The organism is Vibrio qingdaonensis (assembly GCF_026191675.1).
Taxonomy (GTDB): domain Bacteria; phylum Pseudomonadota; class Gammaproteobacteria; order Enterobacterales; family Vibrionaceae; genus Vibrio; species Vibrio qingdaonensis.
This window is the reverse complement of record NZ_JAKRRY010000013.1, coordinates 50786-71606: the sequence shown is the minus strand read 5'-3', so window position 1 is coordinate 71606 and position 20821 is coordinate 50786. Positions and strand designations below refer to the sequence as shown.

26 protein-coding genes are annotated in these 20821 nt (G+C 47.7%); 10 read left to right on the top strand and 16 right to left on the bottom strand.

The window, feature by feature from the left end:
- The first annotated feature begins 52 nt into the window (after positions 1-52).
- Positions 53-346 carry a hypothetical protein gene (locus MD535_RS11555; RefSeq protein ID WP_265675177.1) on the top strand — a complete coding sequence of 98 codons (294 nt, stop codon included), beginning with the start codon at positions 53-55 and terminating at the stop codon, positions 344-346.
- A gap of 88 nt (positions 347-434) precedes the next feature.
- On the opposite strand, the gene MD535_RS11550 is transcribed toward MD535_RS11555, so the two are convergent.
- From MD535_RS11550 to flgB, 12 genes are all read right to left on the bottom strand, one after another.
- A complete protein-coding gene (locus tag MD535_RS11550; protein ID WP_265675176.1) occupies positions 435-1478 on the bottom strand; it encodes an MlaD/PqiB family protein in 1044 nt (347 codons plus the stop codon).
- Positions 1479-1507: 29 nt separating this feature from the next.
- On the bottom strand, positions 1508-2407 hold the full coding sequence (flgL, locus tag MD535_RS11545; protein WP_265675220.1) for a flagellar hook-associated protein FlgL: 900 nt from the start codon (positions 2405-2407) through the stop codon (positions 1508-1510).
- A gap of 9 nt (positions 2408-2416) precedes the next feature.
- On the bottom strand, positions 2417-3790 hold the full coding sequence (gene flgK, locus MD535_RS11540) for a flagellar hook-associated protein FlgK (protein ID WP_265675175.1): 1374 nt from the start codon (positions 3788-3790) through the stop codon (positions 2417-2419).
- Positions 3787-4332 carry a rod-binding protein gene (locus MD535_RS11535; RefSeq protein ID WP_265675174.1) on the bottom strand — a complete coding sequence of 182 codons (546 nt, stop codon included), beginning with the start codon at positions 4330-4332 and terminating at the stop codon, positions 3787-3789. Before MD535_RS11535 ends, flgK begins: the two co-directional genes overlap by 4 nt.
- A 9-nt stretch (positions 4333-4341) precedes the next feature.
- Complete coding sequence (locus MD535_RS11530) at positions 4342-5445, bottom strand: flagellar basal body P-ring protein FlgI (RefSeq protein ID WP_390902925.1); 1104 nt, start codon at positions 5443-5445, stop codon at positions 4342-4344.
- Positions 5446-5462: 17 nt separating this feature from the next.
- Entirely contained in the window at positions 5463-6137 is a 675-nt protein-coding gene (gene flgH, locus MD535_RS11525) for a flagellar basal body L-ring protein FlgH (RefSeq protein WP_265675172.1), read from the bottom strand.
- Between the two features lie 30 nt (positions 6138-6167).
- Positions 6168-6953, bottom strand: coding sequence for a flagellar basal-body rod protein FlgG (gene flgG, locus MD535_RS11520; protein WP_265675171.1), 786 nt, complete (start codon positions 6951-6953; stop codon positions 6168-6170).
- Between the two features lie 40 nt (positions 6954-6993).
- The gene (locus MD535_RS11515; RefSeq protein WP_265675170.1) at positions 6994-7725 is read right to left on the bottom strand and encodes a flagellar basal body rod protein FlgF; all 732 of its coding nucleotides are present in this window, start codon (positions 7723-7725) and stop codon (positions 6994-6996) included.
- A 10-nt stretch (positions 7726-7735) separates the two neighbouring features.
- Positions 7736-8935, bottom strand: coding sequence for a flagellar hook protein FlgE (gene flgE / locus MD535_RS11510; RefSeq protein WP_250618823.1), 1200 nt, complete (start codon positions 8933-8935; stop codon positions 7736-7738).
- Between the two features lie 119 nt (positions 8936-9054).
- Positions 9055-9732 (bottom strand): flagellar hook assembly protein FlgD, encoded by a 678-nt coding sequence (gene flgD / locus MD535_RS11505; protein ID WP_250618824.1) that lies wholly within the window; start codon positions 9730-9732, stop codon positions 9055-9057.
- Positions 9732-10166, bottom strand: coding sequence for a flagellar basal body rod protein FlgC (gene flgC / locus MD535_RS11500; protein ID WP_265675169.1), 435 nt, complete (start codon positions 10164-10166; stop codon positions 9732-9734). Before flgC ends, flgD begins: the two co-directional genes overlap by 1 nt.
- A gap of 2 nt (positions 10167-10168) precedes the next feature.
- Positions 10169-10531 (bottom strand): flagellar basal body rod protein FlgB, encoded by a 363-nt coding sequence (gene flgB / locus MD535_RS11495; protein WP_250618826.1) that lies wholly within the window; start codon positions 10529-10531, stop codon positions 10169-10171.
- Between the two features lie 132 nt (positions 10532-10663).
- On the opposite strand from flgB, the gene flgA reads away from it, so the two are divergent.
- The 9 genes from flgA to MD535_RS11450 all read left to right on the top strand — a co-directional run bounded on the left by flgA (position 10664) and on the right by MD535_RS11450 (position 17406).
- Positions 10664-11389, top strand: a complete 726-nt coding sequence (gene flgA, locus MD535_RS11490) for a flagellar basal body P-ring formation chaperone FlgA (protein ID WP_250618827.1) — start codon at positions 10664-10666, stop codon at positions 11387-11389.
- Between the two features lie 199 nt (positions 11390-11588).
- Positions 11589-11870 carry a flagellar biosynthesis anti-sigma factor FlgM gene (gene flgM, locus MD535_RS11485; RefSeq protein WP_250618882.1) on the top strand — a complete coding sequence of 94 codons (282 nt, stop codon included), beginning with the start codon at positions 11589-11591 and terminating at the stop codon, positions 11868-11870.
- Between the two features lie 73 nt (positions 11871-11943).
- Positions 11944-12399, top strand: coding sequence for a flagellar export chaperone FlgN (flgN, locus tag MD535_RS11480; protein ID WP_250618828.1), 456 nt, complete (start codon positions 11944-11946; stop codon positions 12397-12399).
- A 7-nt stretch (positions 12400-12406) separates the two neighbouring features.
- Positions 12407-13096, top strand: a complete 690-nt coding sequence (locus MD535_RS11475; RefSeq protein WP_279348265.1) for a lytic transglycosylase domain-containing protein — start codon at positions 12407-12409, stop codon at positions 13094-13096.
- 93 nt (positions 13097-13189) lie between these two features.
- Entirely contained in the window at positions 13190-14086 is an 897-nt protein-coding gene (locus MD535_RS11470) for a DMT family transporter (RefSeq protein WP_265675168.1), read from the top strand.
- Between the two features lie 100 nt (positions 14087-14186).
- Positions 14187-14624, top strand: a complete 438-nt coding sequence (locus tag MD535_RS11465; protein WP_265675167.1) for a PPC domain-containing DNA-binding protein — start codon at positions 14187-14189, stop codon at positions 14622-14624.
- 333 nt (positions 14625-14957) lie between these two features.
- Entirely contained in the window at positions 14958-16229 is a 1272-nt protein-coding gene (locus tag MD535_RS11460) for an NRAMP family divalent metal transporter (protein ID WP_265675166.1), read from the top strand.
- A 217-nt stretch (positions 16230-16446) separates the two neighbouring features.
- Positions 16447-17058, top strand: coding sequence for a beta-phosphoglucomutase family hydrolase (locus tag MD535_RS11455; protein WP_265675165.1), 612 nt, complete (start codon positions 16447-16449; stop codon positions 17056-17058).
- Positions 17059-17256: 198 nt separating this feature from the next.
- Positions 17257-17406 (top strand): hypothetical protein, encoded by a 150-nt coding sequence (locus MD535_RS11450; RefSeq protein ID WP_265675164.1) that lies wholly within the window; start codon positions 17257-17259, stop codon positions 17404-17406.
- An 85-nt stretch (positions 17407-17491) separates the two neighbouring features.
- On the opposite strand, the gene MD535_RS11445 is transcribed toward MD535_RS11450, so the two are convergent.
- The 4 genes from MD535_RS11445 to MD535_RS11430 form a co-directional block, all read right to left on the bottom strand.
- The gene (locus MD535_RS11445; RefSeq protein WP_265675163.1) at positions 17492-18706 is read right to left on the bottom strand and encodes an MFS transporter; all 1215 of its coding nucleotides are present in this window, start codon (positions 18704-18706) and stop codon (positions 17492-17494) included.
- Positions 18707-18815: 109 nt separating this feature from the next.
- On the bottom strand, positions 18816-19139 hold the full coding sequence (locus tag MD535_RS11440; RefSeq protein WP_265675162.1) for a hypothetical protein: 324 nt from the start codon (positions 19137-19139) through the stop codon (positions 18816-18818).
- Between the two features lie 36 nt (positions 19140-19175).
- Complete coding sequence (locus MD535_RS11435) at positions 19176-20045, bottom strand: L-ribulose-5-phosphate 3-epimerase (protein WP_265675161.1); 870 nt, start codon at positions 20043-20045, stop codon at positions 19176-19178.
- Complete coding sequence (locus MD535_RS11430; protein ID WP_265675160.1) at positions 20038-20814, bottom strand: IclR family transcriptional regulator; 777 nt, start codon at positions 20812-20814, stop codon at positions 20038-20040. Before MD535_RS11430 ends, MD535_RS11435 begins: the two co-directional genes overlap by 8 nt.
- Positions 20815-20821 lie beyond the last annotated feature (7 nt).

Genomic DNA, 20821 nt, shown 5'->3' with positions numbered 1-20821 from the left:
TGGTGACCGACCAAGAATCGAACGCCAGTTGATGAATTTAAGTTGAGTCTTTATGAATCAAACCCCTCCACATACTGCTGCGTCTCAACCGGACTCGCTAAAGAAGGCGTTCCTGTGGTTGGTGATTATTGATTATATTCTTCTGGCATTGTTCTTAAGCCAGTTGCCAACTCTCACCCTTAAAGCAGGAACCGGGATCAGCCTGTTATTGGTTATCTACAACGTGTTACTCAGCTTTCTTTGTTTTCGCCGTACTCAGCAAAGAGATGGCTATATCATCTACCCCACTCTCTCCGCCACCCTACTGGCGTTTATCTGCTTTTTGTATTTTTTCTTTTTGGTATAAAAACAGCTTACTCATTACAATGGGTAAGCTGTTTTTATATTGATGCTGGCGTTATTAGGATAAAGAGCAGAACCGCTTCGTTAAGGCACTACTTCAACAACGCCACAACTGTGTGGCGACGCACGTTAGCTTGGGCATTAAGCGCTTGGAATGTGCTGGTGAAATCATGGGATTGCTGGCTAAATTGCGCCAAGGAACCACTCACCTGATTGGCTGAAGGAAGGTTAGATTGACTCTGAAGTCGTGACATTTGCGAGTTCAGTTGAGATTGGAAGTGTTTGCTCTCTCTCAGGCTAGATTGAGCTTGTTGAAGGTGCTGGTTCACGGCGGCAATAGACTGCTTAATACCCTCGCGAGAACCCAAGTCAAAACGCAGTTCAGCGATACCATCTGGCTCTGCTTTTACGGTAAACGTGTTCGCTTGACCTGCGGGGAAGCGATGTCCCTGTCCGGTAACGTTAACTTGTTGCTGCATCGCAAGATAGGCGGACTCTTGTGCTTGAAACACGATATTACCATCATGAGCAAGGCTTGCTCGCATGCCCATTGGAATCAAATTTCGATCCAATTGCTTGACGGTGCGATCACCTTGAGCCTGAGATTGTCCATCAAACTGCATGATAACCGTGCCGTGACCAGGAAAATCAAGACGCACTTGCTCACCGCGCTCACTCATTCTGTTGACGTTTAAGCCAGGAATAGAAAAGTGCCTGACATCGGCACTGTTTAATTTCAGCTTAAGCTCATTATCCACGACACGCTTATCATCAAAGCGCGCCTGATCGAGCGCTGATTCAATATTGTGTTTTGACCGAGATAGTACATTGGTCAGAGCGGGAGACACCCCTTGGTTAAGCGCCTGAGTTAACGTGCGCTTTATCTGAGTCAGCTCTTTCCCCACACTCTGCAGCGCTTTATCAGCGATTTGTACCGATGTTGCCTGTTGCTGGCCTTGCGTGAGCAAAATACCAGAAAGCGAATAGGACGTAGGCGTCATATTCGCTTGAGGCGTTAGGTAACGTTTAGACAGCGATGAGCTGGGTTCCGAGGCTTGAGATGGCGCAATATTAGTGGTTTCCTGCCCGCTTAACTTAATACTATGCGGTCTTACTTCCACGGTACTTACTGCCATATTACGTTCCCTACTTGACTCTAAATGCGTTAAATTCGATCAAACAATGACAGGTCATTAATTTTCACGTAGCTGGCCTGCGTGGCTTGCAATGCCGCCATATAATTACTCAGACGTACCGATGCTTCACCATAATCCAATGCTGAAATATCACTGGTGACCTTATCAACAAAGAGTTGATTTTCACTGTGTGCGCCATCGAGTAAATCAAGGTTATTATGACGTCCACCGATTTCAGTCATCGCCCCTAATACGCTACCTAAGGTATCATCGATCGCCGCAAGGCTGGCATCAACTTCGGTTCGAAAATTTGGACTCGGGTTCTTAAATTCGACAATTAACGCATCGATTTGGTTAAGCACATTACTGCCGCCACCAAGATCGAGAATATCTTTGGCGGTCATGTTAGATGTCATGGTCACGCCCTTGGCAACCGTCACAACCCGTTTATCGCTATTACCATCAATCGTGTAACCCGCACCTGAGTTAGAAATTGCAGGCATATCCGTTTTGGTGCCAGAAAATAAAAAGTGCCCTTCTTCATCTTGAGCATTAAAGGATGACTCTACCGAATCTCGCAAACTTTCCAGCTCAGTGATCATGCCAGCACGGTCTTCGTCGGTTAACGTGCCATTGGCGCCCCACAACACCAACTCGCGCATACTCTGTAAGCTATCGGTGACCGAGTCGAGCTGAATTTCCTGACTCGATAACGTCGTTTTCACATTGGCGATATTGCGATGATATTGATTGATCGCGCTGCCTTCTCGCTCTAAGTTGAGTAGCTTAATCGACGCCATGGGATCATCCGATAGCTTGGTGAGCCTATCCCCCGTTGCCATTTGCTGCATCACTTTGCCTAAACCGGCATTATTTAACTGCAAGCTTTGCAGCATCATTTGGCTAAATTGGGTATCACTGATTCTCATCATGGCTCCTTAAAACAGTTGCAGCACGGAATCAAACAATTGATTCGCCGTGCTGATCACTTTCATGTTGGCATTATGAGCATTGGCAAACGTCATCAGGTTTGCCGCTTCTTCATCGCTACTCACCGCGCTCACATTATCGCGCGCTGCAACAGCTTGTTCATTCATAGCGTTTTTCGCCTGATAATCAGACTCGGCTTGGCGGGCTTTAATCGCCGTTTCACCAATCATGGCGGTAAAAGCATCATTGAGTGATAACGACCCAAACCCCGACACCGCTACTGGCTTATTACTGATGGCAATAAGATCGGTTAAATTATCGCTGTTACCCGGATTACCATCGCCCGACAAAGCCAGTTCATCGGCTTTAATATCACTAATAGAAAGGCTGGCCGCAGGGTTGGCCGGATCATAGGTAAACAAAGGCTTACCTGCATTACCATTAAGATCTAACCCCGCTGACAGTGTGGCATTAAACTCATCGGCGAGATGCATCGCCATGTCATTCAAAGCGTCTTGATTAGGTTTGAGTACGTCGACTTGGTATTCATGCAATGCGCCTAACTTACCGCCAATATCACCATTAGTGGCAAAGGTCTGTTGCCCAAACTCTATATGCAGCTGAGCCAAATACGGGTCACTGGCATCGGGAATCGCAGTAATTGAACCAGCATCACCGCCTAATACGAGAGGCTGCCCAGACGCGAGTGATACCTGCACACTGCCATCGGGTTGATTGGTGGTTTTTACTGCCATCACTTCCGACAGCGAACCAATGAGGTTATCGCGAGTATCCATAAGCTGAGCGGGATTGCCGCCCGTACCGTTGGTCTCAACAATCTGTTTGTTCACTTCCGCGATATTGGCCATGAGACTGTTGGCATGAGAAATCGCGGCATTTCTCTGCTCGTGCGTATCTTTATGTTGATTGTGCAAAGACTCTGTCAGGGTATTAAACCGACGCGCCAATGCTTCAGATTCATTAATAATTTGTTGCCTGAGCGGTGTAGACTCTGGCTTTGATGTCGCATCATTCAGTGAGGCAAACAGAGAGTCCAATCCTTGGTTCAAACTAAAACCATCCGCGCCGAGCATGTTTTCGAGCTGGCTCATGCTACTCATGTAGCTGGCGGAATAATTAGCAGCACTGCTTGTTGACCACGTTTGCGACACTAAATATTGATCGGTAACACGACGAATGCTAGTGACCTCGACCCCCATACCCGGGCTAGTCGCGTTGTACTTGCCCCCAGCAATGGACGCCATCATAGCCTGCTGACGGCTGTAGCCAGGGGTATTAATATTGGCCACATTTTGCGCCGTCACATCGAGCGCAACGCGATTGGCATTCATGCCAGATAACGCAATATTGACGAGATTCATAATAGCTCACGCTCCATTGTTCTCATGAGAGGCTGGGAGAATGCCATTGTGGTGGCAGACTCTTGCGGGGATTGCAGACTAAAGGCGACCTTGGCAGGTGATGCATTAACCTCCGAGGGTACTTTATTACTCGCCATTAACTTGGCTTGTGAGCTTGCTTCCAAATCATTCGCAGACGCCATCGCCAATGCACTATTGGTATCAAACTGCACTTCAGCATGAGAGGGGCTGAGCTGCTTAACCAGCATATCGGCAATACCAGAATGCTGCTTTCGAGCGAGTTCAATGGACAACTGGCCATCGTGCATATCTCGAAATACCCCTTGTTGCTGCGATGAAAACGGGCTGTCTTCATCGGCCAGCACATCACTGCTGCTGCGCATTTGTCTCAGCACCATTTGCAAGAACATCGCCTCAAACTGCCCAGCGACTTCTTTGAGTGCCGTTTGAGAATCTTGGCTATGCTTAATGTTCGCCAGTGCTGCGTTGTCGTGGTACAGCACTTGGTTACTCACCGTCGAATTCGGCGCATCTATCTTCATACTGTTCTCCTAAATCACGACAAGTTCGGCGTTAAGCGCACCCGCTTCATGCAGCGCCTGTAAAATAGACATTAAATCCGTTGGAGTGGCACCAAGGCTATTCACGGCATTGACAATGGTATTGAGCTCAGTGCCAGGCGGCCAAATCACCATTTGCGCTTGGTCTTCACTAATATCAATTTTGGATTGGTCGACCACCACCGTGTCGCCATCGGCGAAGGCATTAGGCTGACTTACCCGCTGTGATTCGGAAATAGTCACCGTCAGATTGCCATGGCTCACCGCCGCTTCGCTGACTTTGACATTCTTGCCAATCACCACCGTGCCAGAACGAGAGTTAAAGACGATACGCGCAGGCTTACGCCCTTCGACCACACTCATTTCTTCTAACATCGACATCATCGTGACTCGCTGCTGAGTATCTTGCGGGGCACGCATATCTACACGGGCTTTATTGACCGCAATGGCGACATCGGGCCCAAAGGTGGCGTTAATTTCACGGGCGATATTTTTCGCGGTGGTAAAACTGGCTTTGCGTAAATGCAGGGTGACTTGATCGCGGCTATTAAAGTCTGATGGGATTTCTCGCTCCAGTATGGCGCCATTAGGAATGCGTCCCGAGGTGGGGGTATTCACAGCAATTTTCGAACCACTTCGACCCTCTGCCGACACACCACCAATCACCAAGTTACCTTGTGCGACCGCGTATACTTCGCCATCGACGCCTCGTAATGGCGTAAGTAAAAGCGTGCCGCCTCGCAGGCTTTTCGCATCACCAATAGAAGACACGACAATATCTAAGGCTTGCCCCGGGCCAGCCATGGGATCGACCATCGCCGTGACACTGACCGACGCCACATTACGCAGTTTGGGGTTATCGGCATCATCAATTTGTACGCCAAATTGACGCAACATGTTCATGATGGACTGAGCGGTAAATTTCACTTGGTTACGGTCACCCTGACCGTCTAACCCCACCACTAAACCATAGCCCACCAACTGGTTGTTGCGGATGCCCTGAACATCCACCAAGTCCATGATTGGAATCGGCGTCTCTGCTTTTGTTGTCGTGACCAAGCCAAGCGTCAACACCAAAAATAGTGTGGTGAGCATTATTTGTTGTCGATTCATTAAAAAGGTATCCATGGGCTGGTAAAGAACTGCGTTAACCACCCAGCTGAGTTACTGTCAGCCAATGCGCCACGTCCTGAGTAAGTGATACGAGCATCACCAATACGATGGGAAAAGACTTGGTTGTAACGATCGACATCATCAATGCGTACGATCCCTGTCACACGAATAAATTCGTCCCCTTGATTAAGGCGAATCCATTTCTCTCCACTGACTCGCAATACGCCATTAGGCAACACTTCATGCACGGTGACCGTGATCGCGCCTTCCAAACTGTTGCCCTGCGAACTGGCGGCAGAGCCATCAAAATTACGGTCGCCATTGAGACCAACCGCGGTTTCATCCAGCGTTTTACCGCCAATCGTCGCCGCTCCAAAATTCACACTCGACGATTTGCCAAATTTGGTATCGGCTTTCTTACTGGATTGCGTTTCTTCCGCGAGCAAGATGGTCAGCATGTCACCAACACGATAGGCTCGGCGGTCTTGAAACAAGGTTAAGTTATAGCGGTGGCGATACAGGCTGCCACCAGCAGCTTCAGGTAAATCGTAATTCAGCTCTGGCGGAGCATACTTTTGCTCGTCGGGCTCTGGCGGCACGAACTCTTGACGGACAGAGCATCCGGTTACGCCGAGCAATAGCATTGCAGTGATCAATATTGAACGCCATGTCATGTCAAAAATCCTTACGCGTGTCGCGACTGCTTAAATGGCTTGAGCGACAAACTTGAGCATGTCATCAGCGGCAGACACCACCTTGGCATTCATCTCATAAGCGCGTTGAGTGGTGATCATATCGACCATCTCTTCGACCACCTGCACGTTAGAGCCTTCTAGCGCGCCTTGTTTAATACTGCCGGCGCCATCTTCGCCAGGAATCAACTCTTCGGCCTGACCGCTGGCCTCGGTTTCTTTAAACAAGTTGCCGCCGACCGCTTCTAAGCCTGCAGGGTTAATGAATTTTGCCAATGAAATCTGGCCAAGATTTTGCGGTACCGTGCTGCCTGCGGTTGTGGCCGTGACGGTCCCATCCACCCCAACAGACAAACTTAAGGCGTTATCTGGCAGCTGCACTTGAGGCTCCAGTGGCAACCCCTGACTGTTCACCATCAAGCCTTCTGAGTTGACATGGAACTGGCCGTTACGGGTATACATGATTTGCCCATCGGAGTTTTCTATTTGAAAAAAACCTTGCCCCATCACGGCGAGGTCCAACTCTTGTCCGGTATTTTGTGCACTACCTTGAGTGAACACTTTTTGTGTCCCCACTACGCGTACACCGCTACCTAACTGCACCCCGGTTGGCAGTTGGTTAACTTGATCCACTTGGGCGCCCGGTTGACGCTGAATGCTATAAAACAGATCTTCAAAGACCACGCGATCGCGCTTAAAACCGACCGTATTGACGTTGGCGAGGTTATTCGAGATGGCCGTCATCTTGGTGTCTTGCGCGGCCATGCCCGTTTTACTGATCCAGAGTGCTGAATGCATTGTGTTGCTCCTTTATTGTGCGTGTTAACGATTGTGCGCGTTAACGAGCACTCATCAATTTATTGCCCGCTTGTGCCAGTGTTTCTGCGGTTTTCATCATGCGAATCTGCATTTCGAAGTTACGAGTCAGTGACATCACACTGAGTAACTCATCGATTGCTGAAACGTTACTCGCTTCAATGTGCTCAGGCGCCAGATTGACCGTCGCGTCTGCCGCAAATGGGGCACCGGTATTACTGTGCAATAGGCTGTCGCTTTCTTTCTGCAGCTGAGTCGGTTCAGGTTTAACCAATTTCAGCTCCCCCACTTCCACTTCGGCATTGCCACCGGGAGGGATAATCGACACGCGGCCTCGTTCGCTGATTTCGACTTTTTGGTAATCAGGTAAAACCATAGGACCGTTATTGCCTATCACCGCGAAACCGTTAATGCTCATCGCACCCAACTCATCAACTTTAATGTTGCCTGCGCGGGTATAGGCTTCATCGCCTGCTGGGGTTTGTACCGTTAGAAAGCCATCCCCCATCACAGCCACATCCAATGCCCGACCGGTTTTCACCACATCGCCAGCATCAAAACGCGTCGCCGCGGAGTTGGTGACGACCATCGTGCGACCGTCAAAACCAGAGCCTTGCAACGGCACACTTTGTACCCGCTCCATATCGGCGCGAAAGCCGGTGGTATCGGCATTCGATAAGTTATTTGAACGAACGTGCTGGGCTTTTAATACCCGGCTGGCGCCTGTGGTGGCGGTAAACAATAAGCTGTCCATGCTCGATTCCTTATACTGCGTTGAACAGGGCTTGAGTCAGCTTGTCCGAGGTCGAAATAGTCTTGGCATTCGCTTGATAGTTGCGCTGCGCGGTCATCAAGTTCACCAATTCTGAGGTCAAATCCACATTCGAGCCTTCCAGTGCGCCCGGCGTTAAGTCACCCAACACGCCTGTCCCCGGTGTCCCCATCACAGGTGCGCCAGAACCATAACTTTGCGTCCATGCCGTACCATTGGTTTTCGCTAGACCTTGTGGGTTAGCGAAATTGGCGAGCACCACCTGACCTTGCAGCTGAGATTGACCATTGGTGTAAGTCGCAAAAACCATACCGTTGTCTTCTACGCGCACACCCGCTAATTCACCGGAGGTATAACCATTAGGACTATTGGTGCTCACGCCAAACGCCGCGCCAAACTGGGTACTGCCCGCTAAGCTGATGTCCACACTCATACTGTTGGCGCCCGCTGCCGGGAAAGCCACATTAAAACTGCCGGTTGGTGAGGCTAATGTGCCATCCGGATTGAACGTCACGCTTTGCGTCGTCGCAGGGTTCGTTGCCGAACCATCCACCTCTACATTCACTTGCCATGTGTTGTCCGCCGTTTTGGTAAAGTACTGCGTCACAGTATGAGAATTACCCAACGAATCATGAACTTTGGTCGTGTAAGAAGAGTTAAAAGAATTCGGATCCGTGGCATCAAATGGATTCACCGCTTGGTCAATCACACCTGAGCTAGCATCAAAGTTGGCGACAAAATCTAATTTATCTGTGGCTTGCGCTGCTAATGATGACGTACTGATTTTGACATCGCCAACGGAGCCTGTGAGTAGGTTATTATTGCCATCTACGCTATAGCCTTGCAGCTTGGCGCCAGTATTGCCGACAACGTAATTGTCTTTGTCGGTACCAAACACACCCGCGCGGGTATACAGCATCTGACCCATATGGTCTTTGGTGACAAAGAAGCCATTACCGTTAATCGCTAAATCCATTGAGCGACCCGTACCTGATACCGAACCATTTTTATCAAAGTTTTGCGAAATGGCGGCGACTTCCACACCTCCTGCCTGCATACCGTTGTACACCGCTGAAAATTCTGTTCTTGCTTCTTTAAAACCATACGTCGACGCGTTAGCAATGTTATGACTGATGGTATTAAGTTGTGAGTTGGTGGCGTCCAAGCCACTGAGTGCGATATCAAAGCTCATGATGTCCTCTTCTTTGTCTTTTTAGTTGGTGCTCAATTAATGGTTATATTCAATTACAAGTTGCACTTAGCGTTTAATATTTAGCGTTTAACACTTAGCATTTAACACATAGCTAGGCGCTAGGCACCGAACTGACTGATTTGATAGAAAGGTACGCTGCCGACACCGGTAATATTGACGAGTGCGGCACCACCGGTACTTGGAATTCGAACTTGCTCAACTTCACCAGCAAGCAATAGATTCGGTGCCGCTTGGCCTTCTTGTACTTCCACCGATACGCGATAATTTCCGGGCTTCAATCCATGCTTTTCAGGATCGAGAGAAAAATCAACATCACCGGCGGCGTGAGCACCTAATGGCACCTTTGTTTTTTGACCGAATTCATCTTCCACCACCAATGTCACTTGATTCGACGGGTGAGCGAGCTCGATCTTGCCACTCTGCACCCCTTCACCCATTTCAAATTCATCACTGTTGACGTACACGGTTTGCCCCACGAGTCCTGCGGTTGATAACACTTGCATGTTGTCGAGCAATACCATGCTGTTTTGCATTAACGTCGACATGTTTTCGGTACTTTGTACTTGAGAAAACTGAGCCAATTGACTGACATATTCCGTTCCATCAAGGGGATTCAGTGGGTCTTGATTTTGAATCTGCGCCACCATTAAACTGATGAATTCATTTTGTAATGAACTGGCGCTGTTCATATCTTGCGGATTCGCCGAGATCCCTGCATTGCTTTGGGTTGCCAGCGGCGCATCGGCGTCTAACGCCGTAAATTGTGCAATACTCATTAACGTCCCTCTCCTAGGCGAAGTAGCCCTTGCTGCATGCTTTTGACATTCGCCAACACTTCCACATTGGTTTCAAAGCTGCGCGTTGCCGACATCATGTCGGCCATTTCCGTCACCACATCCACTCCAGGGTAGTAGACATAGCCTTCCTGATTGGCGAGCGGGTTATTGGGTTCAAATCGCTGCTCGGCTTGAGCCTGACTTTGTACAACATCGACAATACGGACTTCAGCGTTGGGGTATACCGCTTGGTCGGCAGACAGCTGTGATTGGTTATATACCGTAGCAAACACGGGCTTTAATGCCTTGTAGGCGTCATCCGGGTTGGCAGAGACGGCATCCGCATTGGCTAAGTTACTGGCGACCGTGTTAAGGCGCACCGTTTGCGCCGTCATCGCAGACCCTGCGATTGAATAGATATCAGTAAATGACATGATTAACGTCCTTCAATTGCTTTCGCCAGCCCACTTAGCTTCATATTGAGAAACGTCAGGCTAGTTTGAAAATCCATGTTGTTTTGCGCGAACTTGGCTTGCTCGACACCTAGCTCAACGGTATTACCGTCTTTGCTGTTCTGGTAAGGCATGGCATATTTCGCTTCTGCCATCATTTGGGGAACTTGCGGTTGCACACCATTAGGCGTCATTTTCCCCATCACAGTCTTAAAGCTAAGATCTCTTGCGAGGTATCCAGGGGTATCGACATTTGCTAAGTTACTTGCCAAGACCTTGGTACGTTGCACTCTAAAATCGAGCGCGTTAGGGTGGACACCTAGTGCATTTTCAAAGCTGATTGCCATCGCATATTCCTTTTCCATTCGCCAAGTACAGCGAATAGATTACAATATACGTGCCATAAATATTTTCATTTAAAAACAACAACATAAAAAAGCAAAGGGAAGTCATCCTTCCGTTTGTCGGAAGCAGTAGTCATGATAGGGAAGCGAGTAGGAAGTGCTATTTGGATGATATTTTCTAGCGCCGTGATGTCACAACAAGTGACGACAATGAGCGCCGACGATATTCGCCAAACCGTAGAGCAATCCGTCAAATCTGAGCTTAACTTGCTGGCAAAGCAGCAAAAATGGGGCGCGTTTGACATCGCTCTCGTGACCTTCGTTCCAGAGTCAGTAAAACACTTACCGCGCTGCCAACAACCACTCATGATTAACGGACGTGATAACCAGTCCATGCCCATTGGTCATCTAAAACGCAGTGTCATTTGCCAAGATGGCGTGAATGAATGGCGCATTAACACCACGGTGCGATCGACATTAACGTTGCCTGTCGTTGTCGCGGCGAAAGCCTTATCTCGCGACAGTGAAATTACCCTAGCGGACATCAAACTTGAGCGACGTGAGTTAACTCGAGACACCCCCTTTATTGCCACCCTAGAACGGGCCACTGGCCAACAAGTCAATCGTCGACTTCGAACTGGTCAAATGGTGAATTCACGTTATGTCAGCGCCCCTCCTTTAGTGCAAAAAGGCAATGAAGTGCTCATCATCGCCAGCAGCGGAAAATTCAGCGCCCAAACACGCGGTGTGGCAATGGAGACGGGGGGAAAAGGTGAGCAAATTGACGTACAAAATAGTCGTTCAAAAAAAGTTATTCGCGCCGTTGTGACGGGTTCAAACCAAGTGCATACTCAATTTTAGATTCCCCCCCAAAAAACTCTATGACTTTTCTCTCTGGCGCGATAGGACAGAAAAAATTCTGGACTCAAGGTAACAGTTTTTAACTCTAAGTATCGTCAATCTCATCGATTCTACGGTACAAAAAATAACGCAAACCATTTAATGCCAGCCTCAGGCCTGTCGCTCTATATGGTTGAAGACACGCGACAGGAGAATAATGATGAAGATAGATAAAGTAGCGGGCGGGCATGTCCCACAAACGCTTCTGAAGCAAGACAGTAAGCCAGCAACCGCTGCTCCGGCCCGACAAGCTAACGATGCCGCGACATTTAACGCCAATACTGCCGCTTTAGATAAAGCGCAGGCTGAACTATCCACATTGCCGAATGTCGATATGGCGAAAGTTGAGCAAGTGCGAAATGCCCTTGCCAATGGGGAGCTTGGATTGGATGTTAAAGCGCTATCGCAAGCGGTGATGCGTTTTCACACCGGACATGAATAAGCCTGTCAAAGCATAAAACTATCGATAGGATACGACCGACATCTATCGTCGGTGTCAGCAAAAGGATGACGTTATGACCGTCACAAAAAGTGAATTGGTGCAAAACTTTGTGGTTTCGATCACTGAGGATATTAAGCTCTATCAAAAGTTACTTGCGTTACTGCAGCACCAGAAAGCCCTGTATCTGAAACTCGATAGTGACGCGCTCAATCGCAATATTCAGCAACAACTTCCTGTACTCAAGAAACTGAGCTACGGCGCTAAATCACGAACCTTATGCCTGCAGCAATTACAACTGCCAAGCTCAGAGGTTGGCGTGAAAACACTGACTAAAGCCTTACCGATAAAATTGCAGACACACGTTGCAAAGCAGTGGTCGGTACTGGAAGCACTCATTAAACAGTGTCAGCGCTACAATCAAGAGAACGGTCAAAGCTCGGCGGCGTTTCATGAGCTTCTGGGTCAACTGATGGGCAAACCCGCTATCACGTATGAAGAGAAAGTAGTGTGTGAGGAGTATGCGCGCTAGGCGAAGATTGACCTTTGTTATCTTTAGCCTTTGGGGTGCGGTGTTGCATTCAAGTTGGGCAGTTTCCTCGTCCCATTCAATAATATCACCCCAACTCATCGCCCCGCATATTGAAAAGCTACAGCCATACCAAGCACCTATCCTCGCCAAGCTCGATACTTATAACCCGCTGATACAACAGCTGTTCAAACAGTTAGCTGATTACTCGCTGCCAAACAATCTCATACTCCTGCCCATGTTAGAGTCGTCCTACAATCCTAACGCCGTGTCCGCCGCCAATGCCGCGGGGCTATGGCAACTCATTCCCGCCACCGCCACCCGATTTGGGCTCATCGTCAATGCCCAAAAAGATGAACGCTTCGACATTGATGCCAGCAGTACCGCCGCGCTTAAGTACCTCAATTTTCTTTATCAAAAGTTTGATGGTGATATCAACCTAACGCTCGCCGCCTACAATGCAGGAGAAGGACGCGTGCAACGCGCGATTAATCGTTCAGGCAGCCGTGACTTCAACCGCCTGTCTTTGCCAGCGGAAACTCGCCAATATGTCCTTCGCTATCACGCCCTACTAACGTTAGTGGATATGGCGCGTTTCACTGTTCAAAATCGCACAACGCTGTTTTTATTTGGTCAACACCATCACAAACCTACCGCCTTAATTGACCTAACGCCCCTCCCGGCATTGATTTCATTGTGACCCCCTTCAAGATCCACAAACTCTTGCTTTTCAGAACGCTATTCACTGGTAAGATGCTGGCACTTTATTTACTCAATCGCGTACCACACCCTCATGCTAAACGAACGAAAAGCTTTATTCTTTGCTCTGTCTGCTGTGCTCCTTTGGTCGACAGTTGCCACCGCATTTAAACTGACACTGGCCGAGTTCACTCCGGCCCAAATGGTCTTTGTTGCCTCACTGGTTTCAGCGATTGCACTCGTGGTGGTGTGTGGTGTACAGGGCTCGATAAAACAAATCAAAACTACCTTCCTATCCAACCCGTGGTATTACGTCTTACTCGGCATTATCAATCCGTTCGCCTACTATCTGATTTTATTTAAGGCCTACGAACTGCTGCCAGCGTCACAAGCTCAGCCCATCAATTACAGTTGGGCGATCACGCTGACTTTAATGGCTGCCGTATTCTTAAAACAAAAAATCCGTGGTCAAGATTGGATTGCCTGCTTGCTTGGCTATTTTGGTGTGGTTGTCATTGCGACAAAAGGCGACGTACTGGGGCTGCAATTTGATAGCCCTCTAGGTGTGGGGCTGGCGCTCATTTCGACGTTGCTATGGGCCAGTTATTGGATCCTAAATGCAAAAAATACTGCCGACCCTGTGGTTGGAGTGTTGCTTGGCTTTTTGGTGGCGCTGCCTTTGGCCTTTGGTGTCGCCATGTATGAAGGCGCATCTTGGGGCGGCATTAGCGCGCAAGGCTGGCTGGCGGTCACTTATGTTGGTCTTTTTGAGATGGGCATTACCTTTGTACTGTGGCTAAGCGCACTGAAATTGACACAAAACACCGCTCGTATCAGTAACCTTATTTTCGCCTCGCCGTTTATTTCATTGCTGCTTCTGGCCTATGTCATTGGCGAGGAAATTCATCCGTCGACCTTGGTGGGTTTAGTCTTGATAGTGATTGGGCTGGTCATCCAACAAATTAAACGTCGCTCACCCGCTGACGCTTAAGGGGGCGAGAAGGGCAAGCGCAACTTGCCCTTTGTGTCTGCAGCTCAGCTCGGCGATAAGGTGACCATGACGAGGTTTACGATATTTAAGGACAACGACGATGGGTAATAAACAACACGACGCTAATAGTAATAATAGTAATAATACCGTTATCGCCGTACGCTTGACCAAGGGACAAGATCTAAAGCGTGAAATTCAAGCGCTGGTAAGCCAGCACCAGATTCAAGCCGGCAGTATTGCGTCTTGTGTCGGCTGTTTAGACAGCATTCATATTCGGCTTGCGGGAGCAACCAAGTCACTGTCGATGCAGCAACCGTTTGAGATTGTGTCTCTCATGGGCACACTGACCCCTAACCATCAACACATTCATATTTCTGTCGCTGACTCACAGGGACGAGTGATGGGTGGGCATTTACAAGAAGGAAGCCTTGTTGATACCACGGCTGAACTCATCATCCATCAATATTCTCAAGTTAGTTTTACTCGAGAGCACGATCCTCAGACCGGATACACTGAGCTAGTGGTTACTCGCACCTAAGCTATTAGGCGCATCTAAACGATTACCCTCACCCAGCTATCCCACGCTTTAAAAGCCATGTATCTACGTCGTTTTTTTTCCACTTTTTTATCTCTAACCACGCCGTAAAAAACCAATCCATAGCAACAAACCTGGTGCAATCCTCTAAATACTATCCACTAATCAGCAGCTAGCACTAATTGTTCAATTTAAAACCAGCGCCATTCGTTGCATCTCACTGTAAAACCTGTAGAAAAACAACGGTGGCAAAATAATTTTAGCGTGATGTGTACACATTTTTGAACGCGCTTTGCTGTGCCCCTTTATGGATAATAATGATAAGGAATTTACTCTATGGAGAATACCCTCTCTTCACCTGAGCCGAGACGCTCTGGTTTCGCCCAATTGGTCCGCTCACTTGGTCCTGGCATCATGATGGCGGCCGCTGCCGTTGGGGGATCGCATCTTGTTGCCTCAACTAAAGCTGGGGCAATTTATGGCTGGCAACTTGCCGCTCTCATCTTGCTGGTTAACCTTCTCAAATACCCTTTTTTCCGAGCGAGCATTCAGTACACCATGGGCACGGGTGGCAGTTTAATCCAAGGCTATGCCACGTTAGGTCGTGGCTACTTATGGGTATTTACCATACTCAGTGTCATTTCTGGCGTCGTGAATACCGCCGCACTGTTGTTATTTAGTGCCAGTCTACTGGGTTATTTTTTACCTTTTGACCTGCCAATCGTCGCCCTGTCTGGCATTGTGCTTGCGACCTGTTTAGCGATTTTATTTGCTGGTCACTATCGCGCGCTCGATACCCTCTCGAAAGTCATCATGGCCGTCTTGACGATTGCCACCGTGACGGCGGTTTGTATCGCCGCTTCCAATGGCAGCGTCGCGCCAGCGGATTATCAAGCGCCTTCACCTTGGACGATTGCCTCGATTGGCTTTATCGTGGTGACCATGGGCTGGATGCCAGCTCCCATTGAAATTTCAAGCCTGACGTCAATGTGGCTAAAAAGCCAGTGTAAAAAGCAAACCGTCACACCAGAGTCCGCGTTGTTTGATTTTAATGTCGGTTACATTGCTACTGCAGCGCTCGCCATCGTCTTCCTTGCACTCGGCGCACTAGTGATTAATGGTTCTGGTACGGCGTTATCCGCATCCGGCGTTGGCTTCTCTCATCAGCTTGTGGGCATGTATGCTTCTACCATTGGCGAATGGTCACGCTACTTAATTGCCGTCATTGCTTTCTTTTGTATTTTTGGCAGTACCATTACGGTCATTGATGGGTATTCACGAGCGATTGCGGAATCTCAACGTTTGCTACAAAAGCAGCAAGAAGACAATTCTAAGCACTTTCAAGCGTGGGTGATTGTGGTCGCCACCGCGGCGATTGCTATTATTGCCTTCTTTGCGTCGGCACTGATGCCTTTACTCAATTTCGCCATGATTCTTGCGTTTATAACGACGCCAATTTTTGCTCTGTTGAACTACATCCTAGTCTCACGAGCCACCCTTCCCGCCTCTTTACAGCAGGGCCCTAAACTTAAAGCACTGTCTTGGGTAGGCCTAATTTACCTCTTTGGTTTCTTAGCTGTTTTCATCTGGTGGAAGTGGTTGATGTAACTACGTCAGACAACAGTTTGGATCTCTGTAACCATAGCCGAGTAATTTGCTCGGCTTTTTTTGACACCGACACACCTTTCTAGTCCAATAATATTGACCTCTCAATCGGGCATGGGACAATACCTTGTCGCCGATATCCTTTCAATAAACTCTCGGCGACGGTTCGCCTATGGCTAAACAAGGCAGCAAACAATAACCAGAATTAAGGTGCACTTTCATGCTGAATTTAGACAAATACCAAGGCATCATTTTTGACCTAGACGGCACATTGGTGAATTCCATGGTCGCGCACGCTACCGCATGGGAGTCGACCTGCCGGGCGTTCAATATTCCTTATGATAAGGAATGGCTCGATCAACTCGGGGGAATGCCATCACGCAAGGTGACACTAGAAATCCTCAAACGCTACCCCCTTGATCTCGATGCTCAAGCCATTACCCGGCATAAAGTTAACGTATTTGAAGGTATTGAGAACAAGGGTGACATCATCCCGAAGATCTACAAGATCCTGAAAGAAAATTACAAAAACAAACCGATTGGCATTGGTACAGGTGCGCAATATAAACATGCCAAAGAAATACTCGACACAACAGATATTCTTAGCATGGTCCAGGTACTCGTCACCTCTGACGACGTGGAAAACCATAAACCTAATCCAGACACCTTTGAAAAAGTCGCCCAGCAATTGTCACTGCCTGCTCCTGACTGTGTGGTTTTTGAAGACACAACCATTGGACGTCAGGCTGCCAATCGTGCAGGGATGGACTGTTATTTAGTGGCGCAAGGCGACATCATTGACTTCTTTCCTGCCAATAAAGCACAGGGATAAATAGCCTCTGTCGCCCCAAGAATTCACAATACGATAAAGGGAAGGCTCTGTTTTCCTGTAATCATATTGCCTATTTTTCACCATTCTAAGTTTATTCCGCACCACCTCATTGTGTAATTAAAGTACAATTTACATTGACCGTGGTCACAATTAGGTTCATAATTCGCCATAGATCACACAATCAATGAGAATAAACGTATGAATACTACAACTATTACCCATGACATCGCGGCTTCTCAACCGGCTCAAATGCCAGCTTCATCTTTGGCTTCTGAAGTTCTATTTTTTGTAAAATCAGGTGTTGCGATGACAGCCATGGTGTTACTACTCGCTTCAGCTTGGGTTTAATTTCACTCCCAATGCGCATTAAGTGTGATCAGTGGCGGCACTTGCCACTGACAGCTTATTCCTTCGAAACACGCGTCTTTGTTATTTAAGTTTTTGTCTGAGCGGTTACCTGGGTAGCGGTCTGAACAAACAGCCCTATCATTAATAAGTAACTGATTGCCGGCAGCCAATAACTCACTCTAAGTCCCACAAGATCCACCATCGTCGCTTGCGCAAGCGGTAATAGCGCCCCCCCAATGGAACACATAATTAATATCGCCGCTCCTTGCGAGCTGTATTGCTTTGCCGCGCTCAGAGCTCGTGCATAAATGATCGGGTACAGGGTTGAATTGCATAGCCCCACACAAATTAACACATAGCCAATAAACACATCCGTGATTAGTATTGCCAATAAACAGATCATAATCGATACACTGCACATGATGATGAACAGACGTAGGCTATTGATTCGAGAACCATACTTGGCAAACATTAAACGCCCTAAAAACATCAATGCCCAATAGCCTGCTATGATTTGCGTAGCTCGTACGAGTCCGAGATCACCATAGTTTTCATCGGCCAAATAGGTAATAGTAAACGTACCAAAACACACTTCGACCCCAATATATAGGAGCAAAACCAGAGCCAATTTCACAAAGTCAGCCTGCTTAATAAGTGCCCCCAGCCCTTTCCAAAATCCGCGACGAACATTAGGTTGAATATCAGGTAAATCGATCACTCGAAAATAAATGATCAAGATGAGAAAAAACAAACTAATGCACAGAAACAATATCGAAATCTGTTCCGCTGTTTTGAAGTACCCCATCCCACTCGCAGCAATTATCACTGCACTTAACGCAATCGGCCCAAGTACGGTGCCGATAGAGTTTGAAGCAGTCGCAATGCTTTGACGACGGATACTTTGTTCCGGTGAGGCCAACAGTGACACATAAGGAGAACTCACCACTTGGATCGCGGAGATACCCGATGCCATGATGAAAATACCCACTAACGTCAGCAGTAATTCTTCAGACTGAACCAAATAGGCCATCACTAAACAGCCACTAAAACACCAAAATAAACAATATTGTAACGTCGCTTTATAGCCTATTTTTGCCATCACAAACGAGGTAGGAATCGATACCGCGATACGAGAGATGAAGAACGCCATCGGAAACAGCATCGCAGTCTTATAATCCAACGCGAATACCGCTTTGTAGTGTGGAATAAGAGAGTTACTGACCACCGTGATCAGTCCCCAAATGAAAAAAATCAACGACAATAACACCAACGCTGAATCTCTTTTGGCTAAAGAAGACATTCTGCACCTCGAAAGGGATTGACCTAGTAAAATCACTAGATGGAGGCCAGCCATGAAGAAAAAAAAAGCAGAAGGAAACCTTCTGCTTTCTTATATGGCACCGTACTAACTAGTCACGCACAAAGTTAATGTGGTGAACTCGGATATTGTACTTATCGATGATCGCTTTTGTAGCATGCATGCTCTTAACTCGAGCTTCCGATGCCAACGCAGCATCCATTGTCTCTTGATCAGCGTAGCTATGCTGCATCATCAACAATAGCTGCTGAAGCCCTTCTGCCTCAATCGCCTCTGGCTTGTTGAGGATCACTCCTTGGTTATTTGGAAAGGTACGGATAATCGGCACCACTTCCTGTTCCATATACTGATAAAAGTCTTGCTTTTGTGCGTCGGATAAATCGGCTTCAAAAAAAGCGGTTCTTAAAATGGTCATGTGTTCACGTCCGTTTAGTCAAAAATTGGAGAGGGCTTACAACTCAAAACCCACATCATTTGCAAGGGTCTTCAACTTCGCTTTCGCCTGCTTGATATCTTCGAACCAGTTGTCATTTTGAGCCCACATTTCGATCACAAGTGGTGCGCTATACTCTATTTCCGCCAGCGTCTTAAAGATGGCAGGGAAATCCACTTGTCCTTCTCCAATCACAAGATCGCGGAATTGCCCTTTTGACGTTTCAGACACACGCAGCGTATCTTTTAAATGAACCTGCACAAGATGATCCCGACTCAGTCTAAGCTCAGTACACACATCGTAGTTCCAGCCCGTGATGTTCCCAACATCGGGATAAGCCATGAAGTAAGGCGATGGAATTTCGCGTTTCAGCACTTCAAATTTACTCAGCGAGTTTAGGTAGGGGGTATCCATAATTTCCACACCCAACATGATACCAGCACGCTCAGCCATTTTTGTGGCTTGCTTCATCCCATCGATAAAACGAAGGTGTGTGTCTTGTGATTGCGGCTCATAGTACACATCGTAACCCGCCATCTGTATGCAGCGAATACCCAGCTTATAAGCCAATGCGATCGCTTTCTCCATGATCACTAAGGATTCATTGCGAACGGCGTCATCCATGGAACCAAAAGGAAACTTACGGTGCGCACTCAAACACATGGATTGCAGTGGCAAACCGTGTTTTTCACACAGATGACGCAGCGCATAAATCTCTTCGTCGGACCAATCGAGACGCGCTCGTCGCTCATCCGTTTCATCCACCGAGATTTCGACGAAATCAAACCCTGCCTCTTTGGCGTGTAACAGACGCTCCTCCCACGTCAGTGACGCCGGCATCGCTTTTTCATAAATACCTAATCTGAATTTGTTTTTTGAATCAAACATCTTTGTTCCTTTCGTAAAGTTGTTGTTCAATGCGGCCGGTGATGGTTTGTACTTTCTTCGCTAGCGCTTCATAGCCAAGCGCCTTCATCTTCGGTGTCAGCGAAGACACACTCACCGCATAGACTGGAGACTTATTCTTGTCAAAAATAGGTACAGCAACGCATGAAATACCTGCCTCATTTTCTTCATCATCTAAGGCATAACCGCGCGCTTTAATATCATCGAGGACATCAAAGAATAACCCTCGATCTAATATTGTGTTTTCTGTCAGCGGCTTCATGGTGCTGGCATTACGCTGCCAATAGGCTTCTCGTACTGCATCAGAGCTAAATGCCAAATAACACTTACCCGCGGCTGAGCAATACATTGGTGAATGCAACCCCACATACGTTCGCGTTCGGAATGACGCATCCGCTGGCTCAAACTTATCTTTGAAAATGATGTTATCTGCATCAAAAGACAGGAAGTTAACCGTTTCATTGACCTCCGTCAGTAGCTCAGCAAGGTAAGGTTTCACGACCCCTGTGACATCCGAGTTAATCGCCGCATGACCGAGATGAACGAGCTTCATCGTCAAGCGATACTCTTTACCAGAACACATTTGAGCAACATAGCCAGAGGCTTCAAAGGTCGCTAAAATTCGATGGATAGATGATTTATTAAATCCCGTCCCTTCAGATATTTTTTGCAATGAAACCCCATTTGGGTACTCACCCAAGAATTCCAGTACGGTCAAAGCTTTCGACAACGATTTAATTTGTTCACTCATATGTGTT

Bases quoted from the DNA above. Each gene is read 5' to 3' on its own strand.
- MD535_RS11555 (WP_265675177.1), top strand. From the start codon at position 53: ATGAATCAAACCCCTCCACATACTGCTGCGTCTCAACCGGACTCGCTA.
- MD535_RS11550 (WP_265675176.1), bottom strand. From the start codon at position 1,478: ATGGCAGTAAGTACCGTGGAAGTAAGACCGCATAGTATTAAGTTAAGC.
- flgL (WP_265675220.1), bottom strand. From the start codon at position 2,407: ATGAGAATCAGTGATACCCAATTTAGCCAAATGATGCTGCAAAGCTTG.
- flgK (WP_265675175.1), bottom strand. From the start codon at position 3,790: ATGAATCTCGTCAATATTGCGTTATCTGGCATGAATGCCAATCGCGTT.
- MD535_RS11535 (WP_265675174.1), bottom strand. From the start codon at position 4,332: ATGAAGATAGATGCGCCGAATTCGACGGTGAGTAACCAAGTGCTGTAC.
- MD535_RS11530 (WP_390902925.1), bottom strand. From the start codon at position 5,445: ATGCTCACCACACTATTTTTGGTGTTGACGCTTGGCTTGGTCACGACA.
- flgH (WP_265675172.1), bottom strand. From the start codon at position 6,137: ATGACATGGCGTTCAATATTGATCACTGCAATGCTATTGCTCGGCGTA.
- flgG (WP_265675171.1), bottom strand. From the start codon at position 6,953: ATGCATTCAGCACTCTGGATCAGTAAAACGGGCATGGCCGCGCAAGAC.
- MD535_RS11515 (WP_265675170.1), bottom strand. From the start codon at position 7,725: ATGGACAGCTTATTGTTTACCGCCACCACAGGCGCCAGCCGGGTATTA.
- flgE (WP_250618823.1), bottom strand. From the start codon at position 8,935: ATGAGCTTTGATATCGCACTCAGTGGCTTGGACGCCACCAACTCACAA.
- flgD (WP_250618824.1), bottom strand. From the start codon at position 9,732: ATGAGTATTGCACAATTTACGGCGTTAGACGCCGATGCGCCGCTGGCA.
- flgC (WP_265675169.1), bottom strand. From the start codon at position 10,166: ATGTCATTTACTGATATCTATTCAATCGCAGGGTCTGCGATGACGGCG.
- flgB (WP_250618826.1), bottom strand. From the start codon at position 10,531: ATGGCAATCAGCTTTGAAAATGCACTAGGTGTCCACCCTAACGCGCTC.
- flgA (WP_250618827.1), top strand. From the start codon at position 10,664: ATGATAGGGAAGCGAGTAGGAAGTGCTATTTGGATGATATTTTCTAGC.
- flgM (WP_250618882.1), top strand. From the start codon at position 11,589: ATGAAGATAGATAAAGTAGCGGGCGGGCATGTCCCACAAACGCTTCTG.
- flgN (WP_250618828.1), top strand. From the start codon at position 11,944: ATGACCGTCACAAAAAGTGAATTGGTGCAAAACTTTGTGGTTTCGATC.
- MD535_RS11470 (WP_265675168.1), top strand. From the start codon at position 13,190: ATGCTAAACGAACGAAAAGCTTTATTCTTTGCTCTGTCTGCTGTGCTC.
- MD535_RS11465 (WP_265675167.1), top strand. From the start codon at position 14,187: ATGGGTAATAAACAACACGACGCTAATAGTAATAATAGTAATAATACC.
- MD535_RS11460 (WP_265675166.1), top strand. From the start codon at position 14,958: ATGGAGAATACCCTCTCTTCACCTGAGCCGAGACGCTCTGGTTTCGCC.
- MD535_RS11455 (WP_265675165.1), top strand. From the start codon at position 16,447: ATGCTGAATTTAGACAAATACCAAGGCATCATTTTTGACCTAGACGGC.
- MD535_RS11450 (WP_265675164.1), top strand. From the start codon at position 17,257: ATGAATACTACAACTATTACCCATGACATCGCGGCTTCTCAACCGGCT.
- MD535_RS11445 (WP_265675163.1), bottom strand. From the start codon at position 18,706: ATGTCTTCTTTAGCCAAAAGAGATTCAGCGTTGGTGTTATTGTCGTTG.
- MD535_RS11440 (WP_265675162.1), bottom strand. From the start codon at position 19,139: ATGACCATTTTAAGAACCGCTTTTTTTGAAGCCGATTTATCCGACGCA.
- MD535_RS11435 (WP_265675161.1), bottom strand. From the start codon at position 20,045: ATGTTTGATTCAAAAAACAAATTCAGATTAGGTATTTATGAAAAAGCG.
- MD535_RS11430 (WP_265675160.1), bottom strand. From the start codon at position 20,814: ATGAGTGAACAAATTAAATCGTTGTCGAAAGCTTTGACCGTACTGGAA.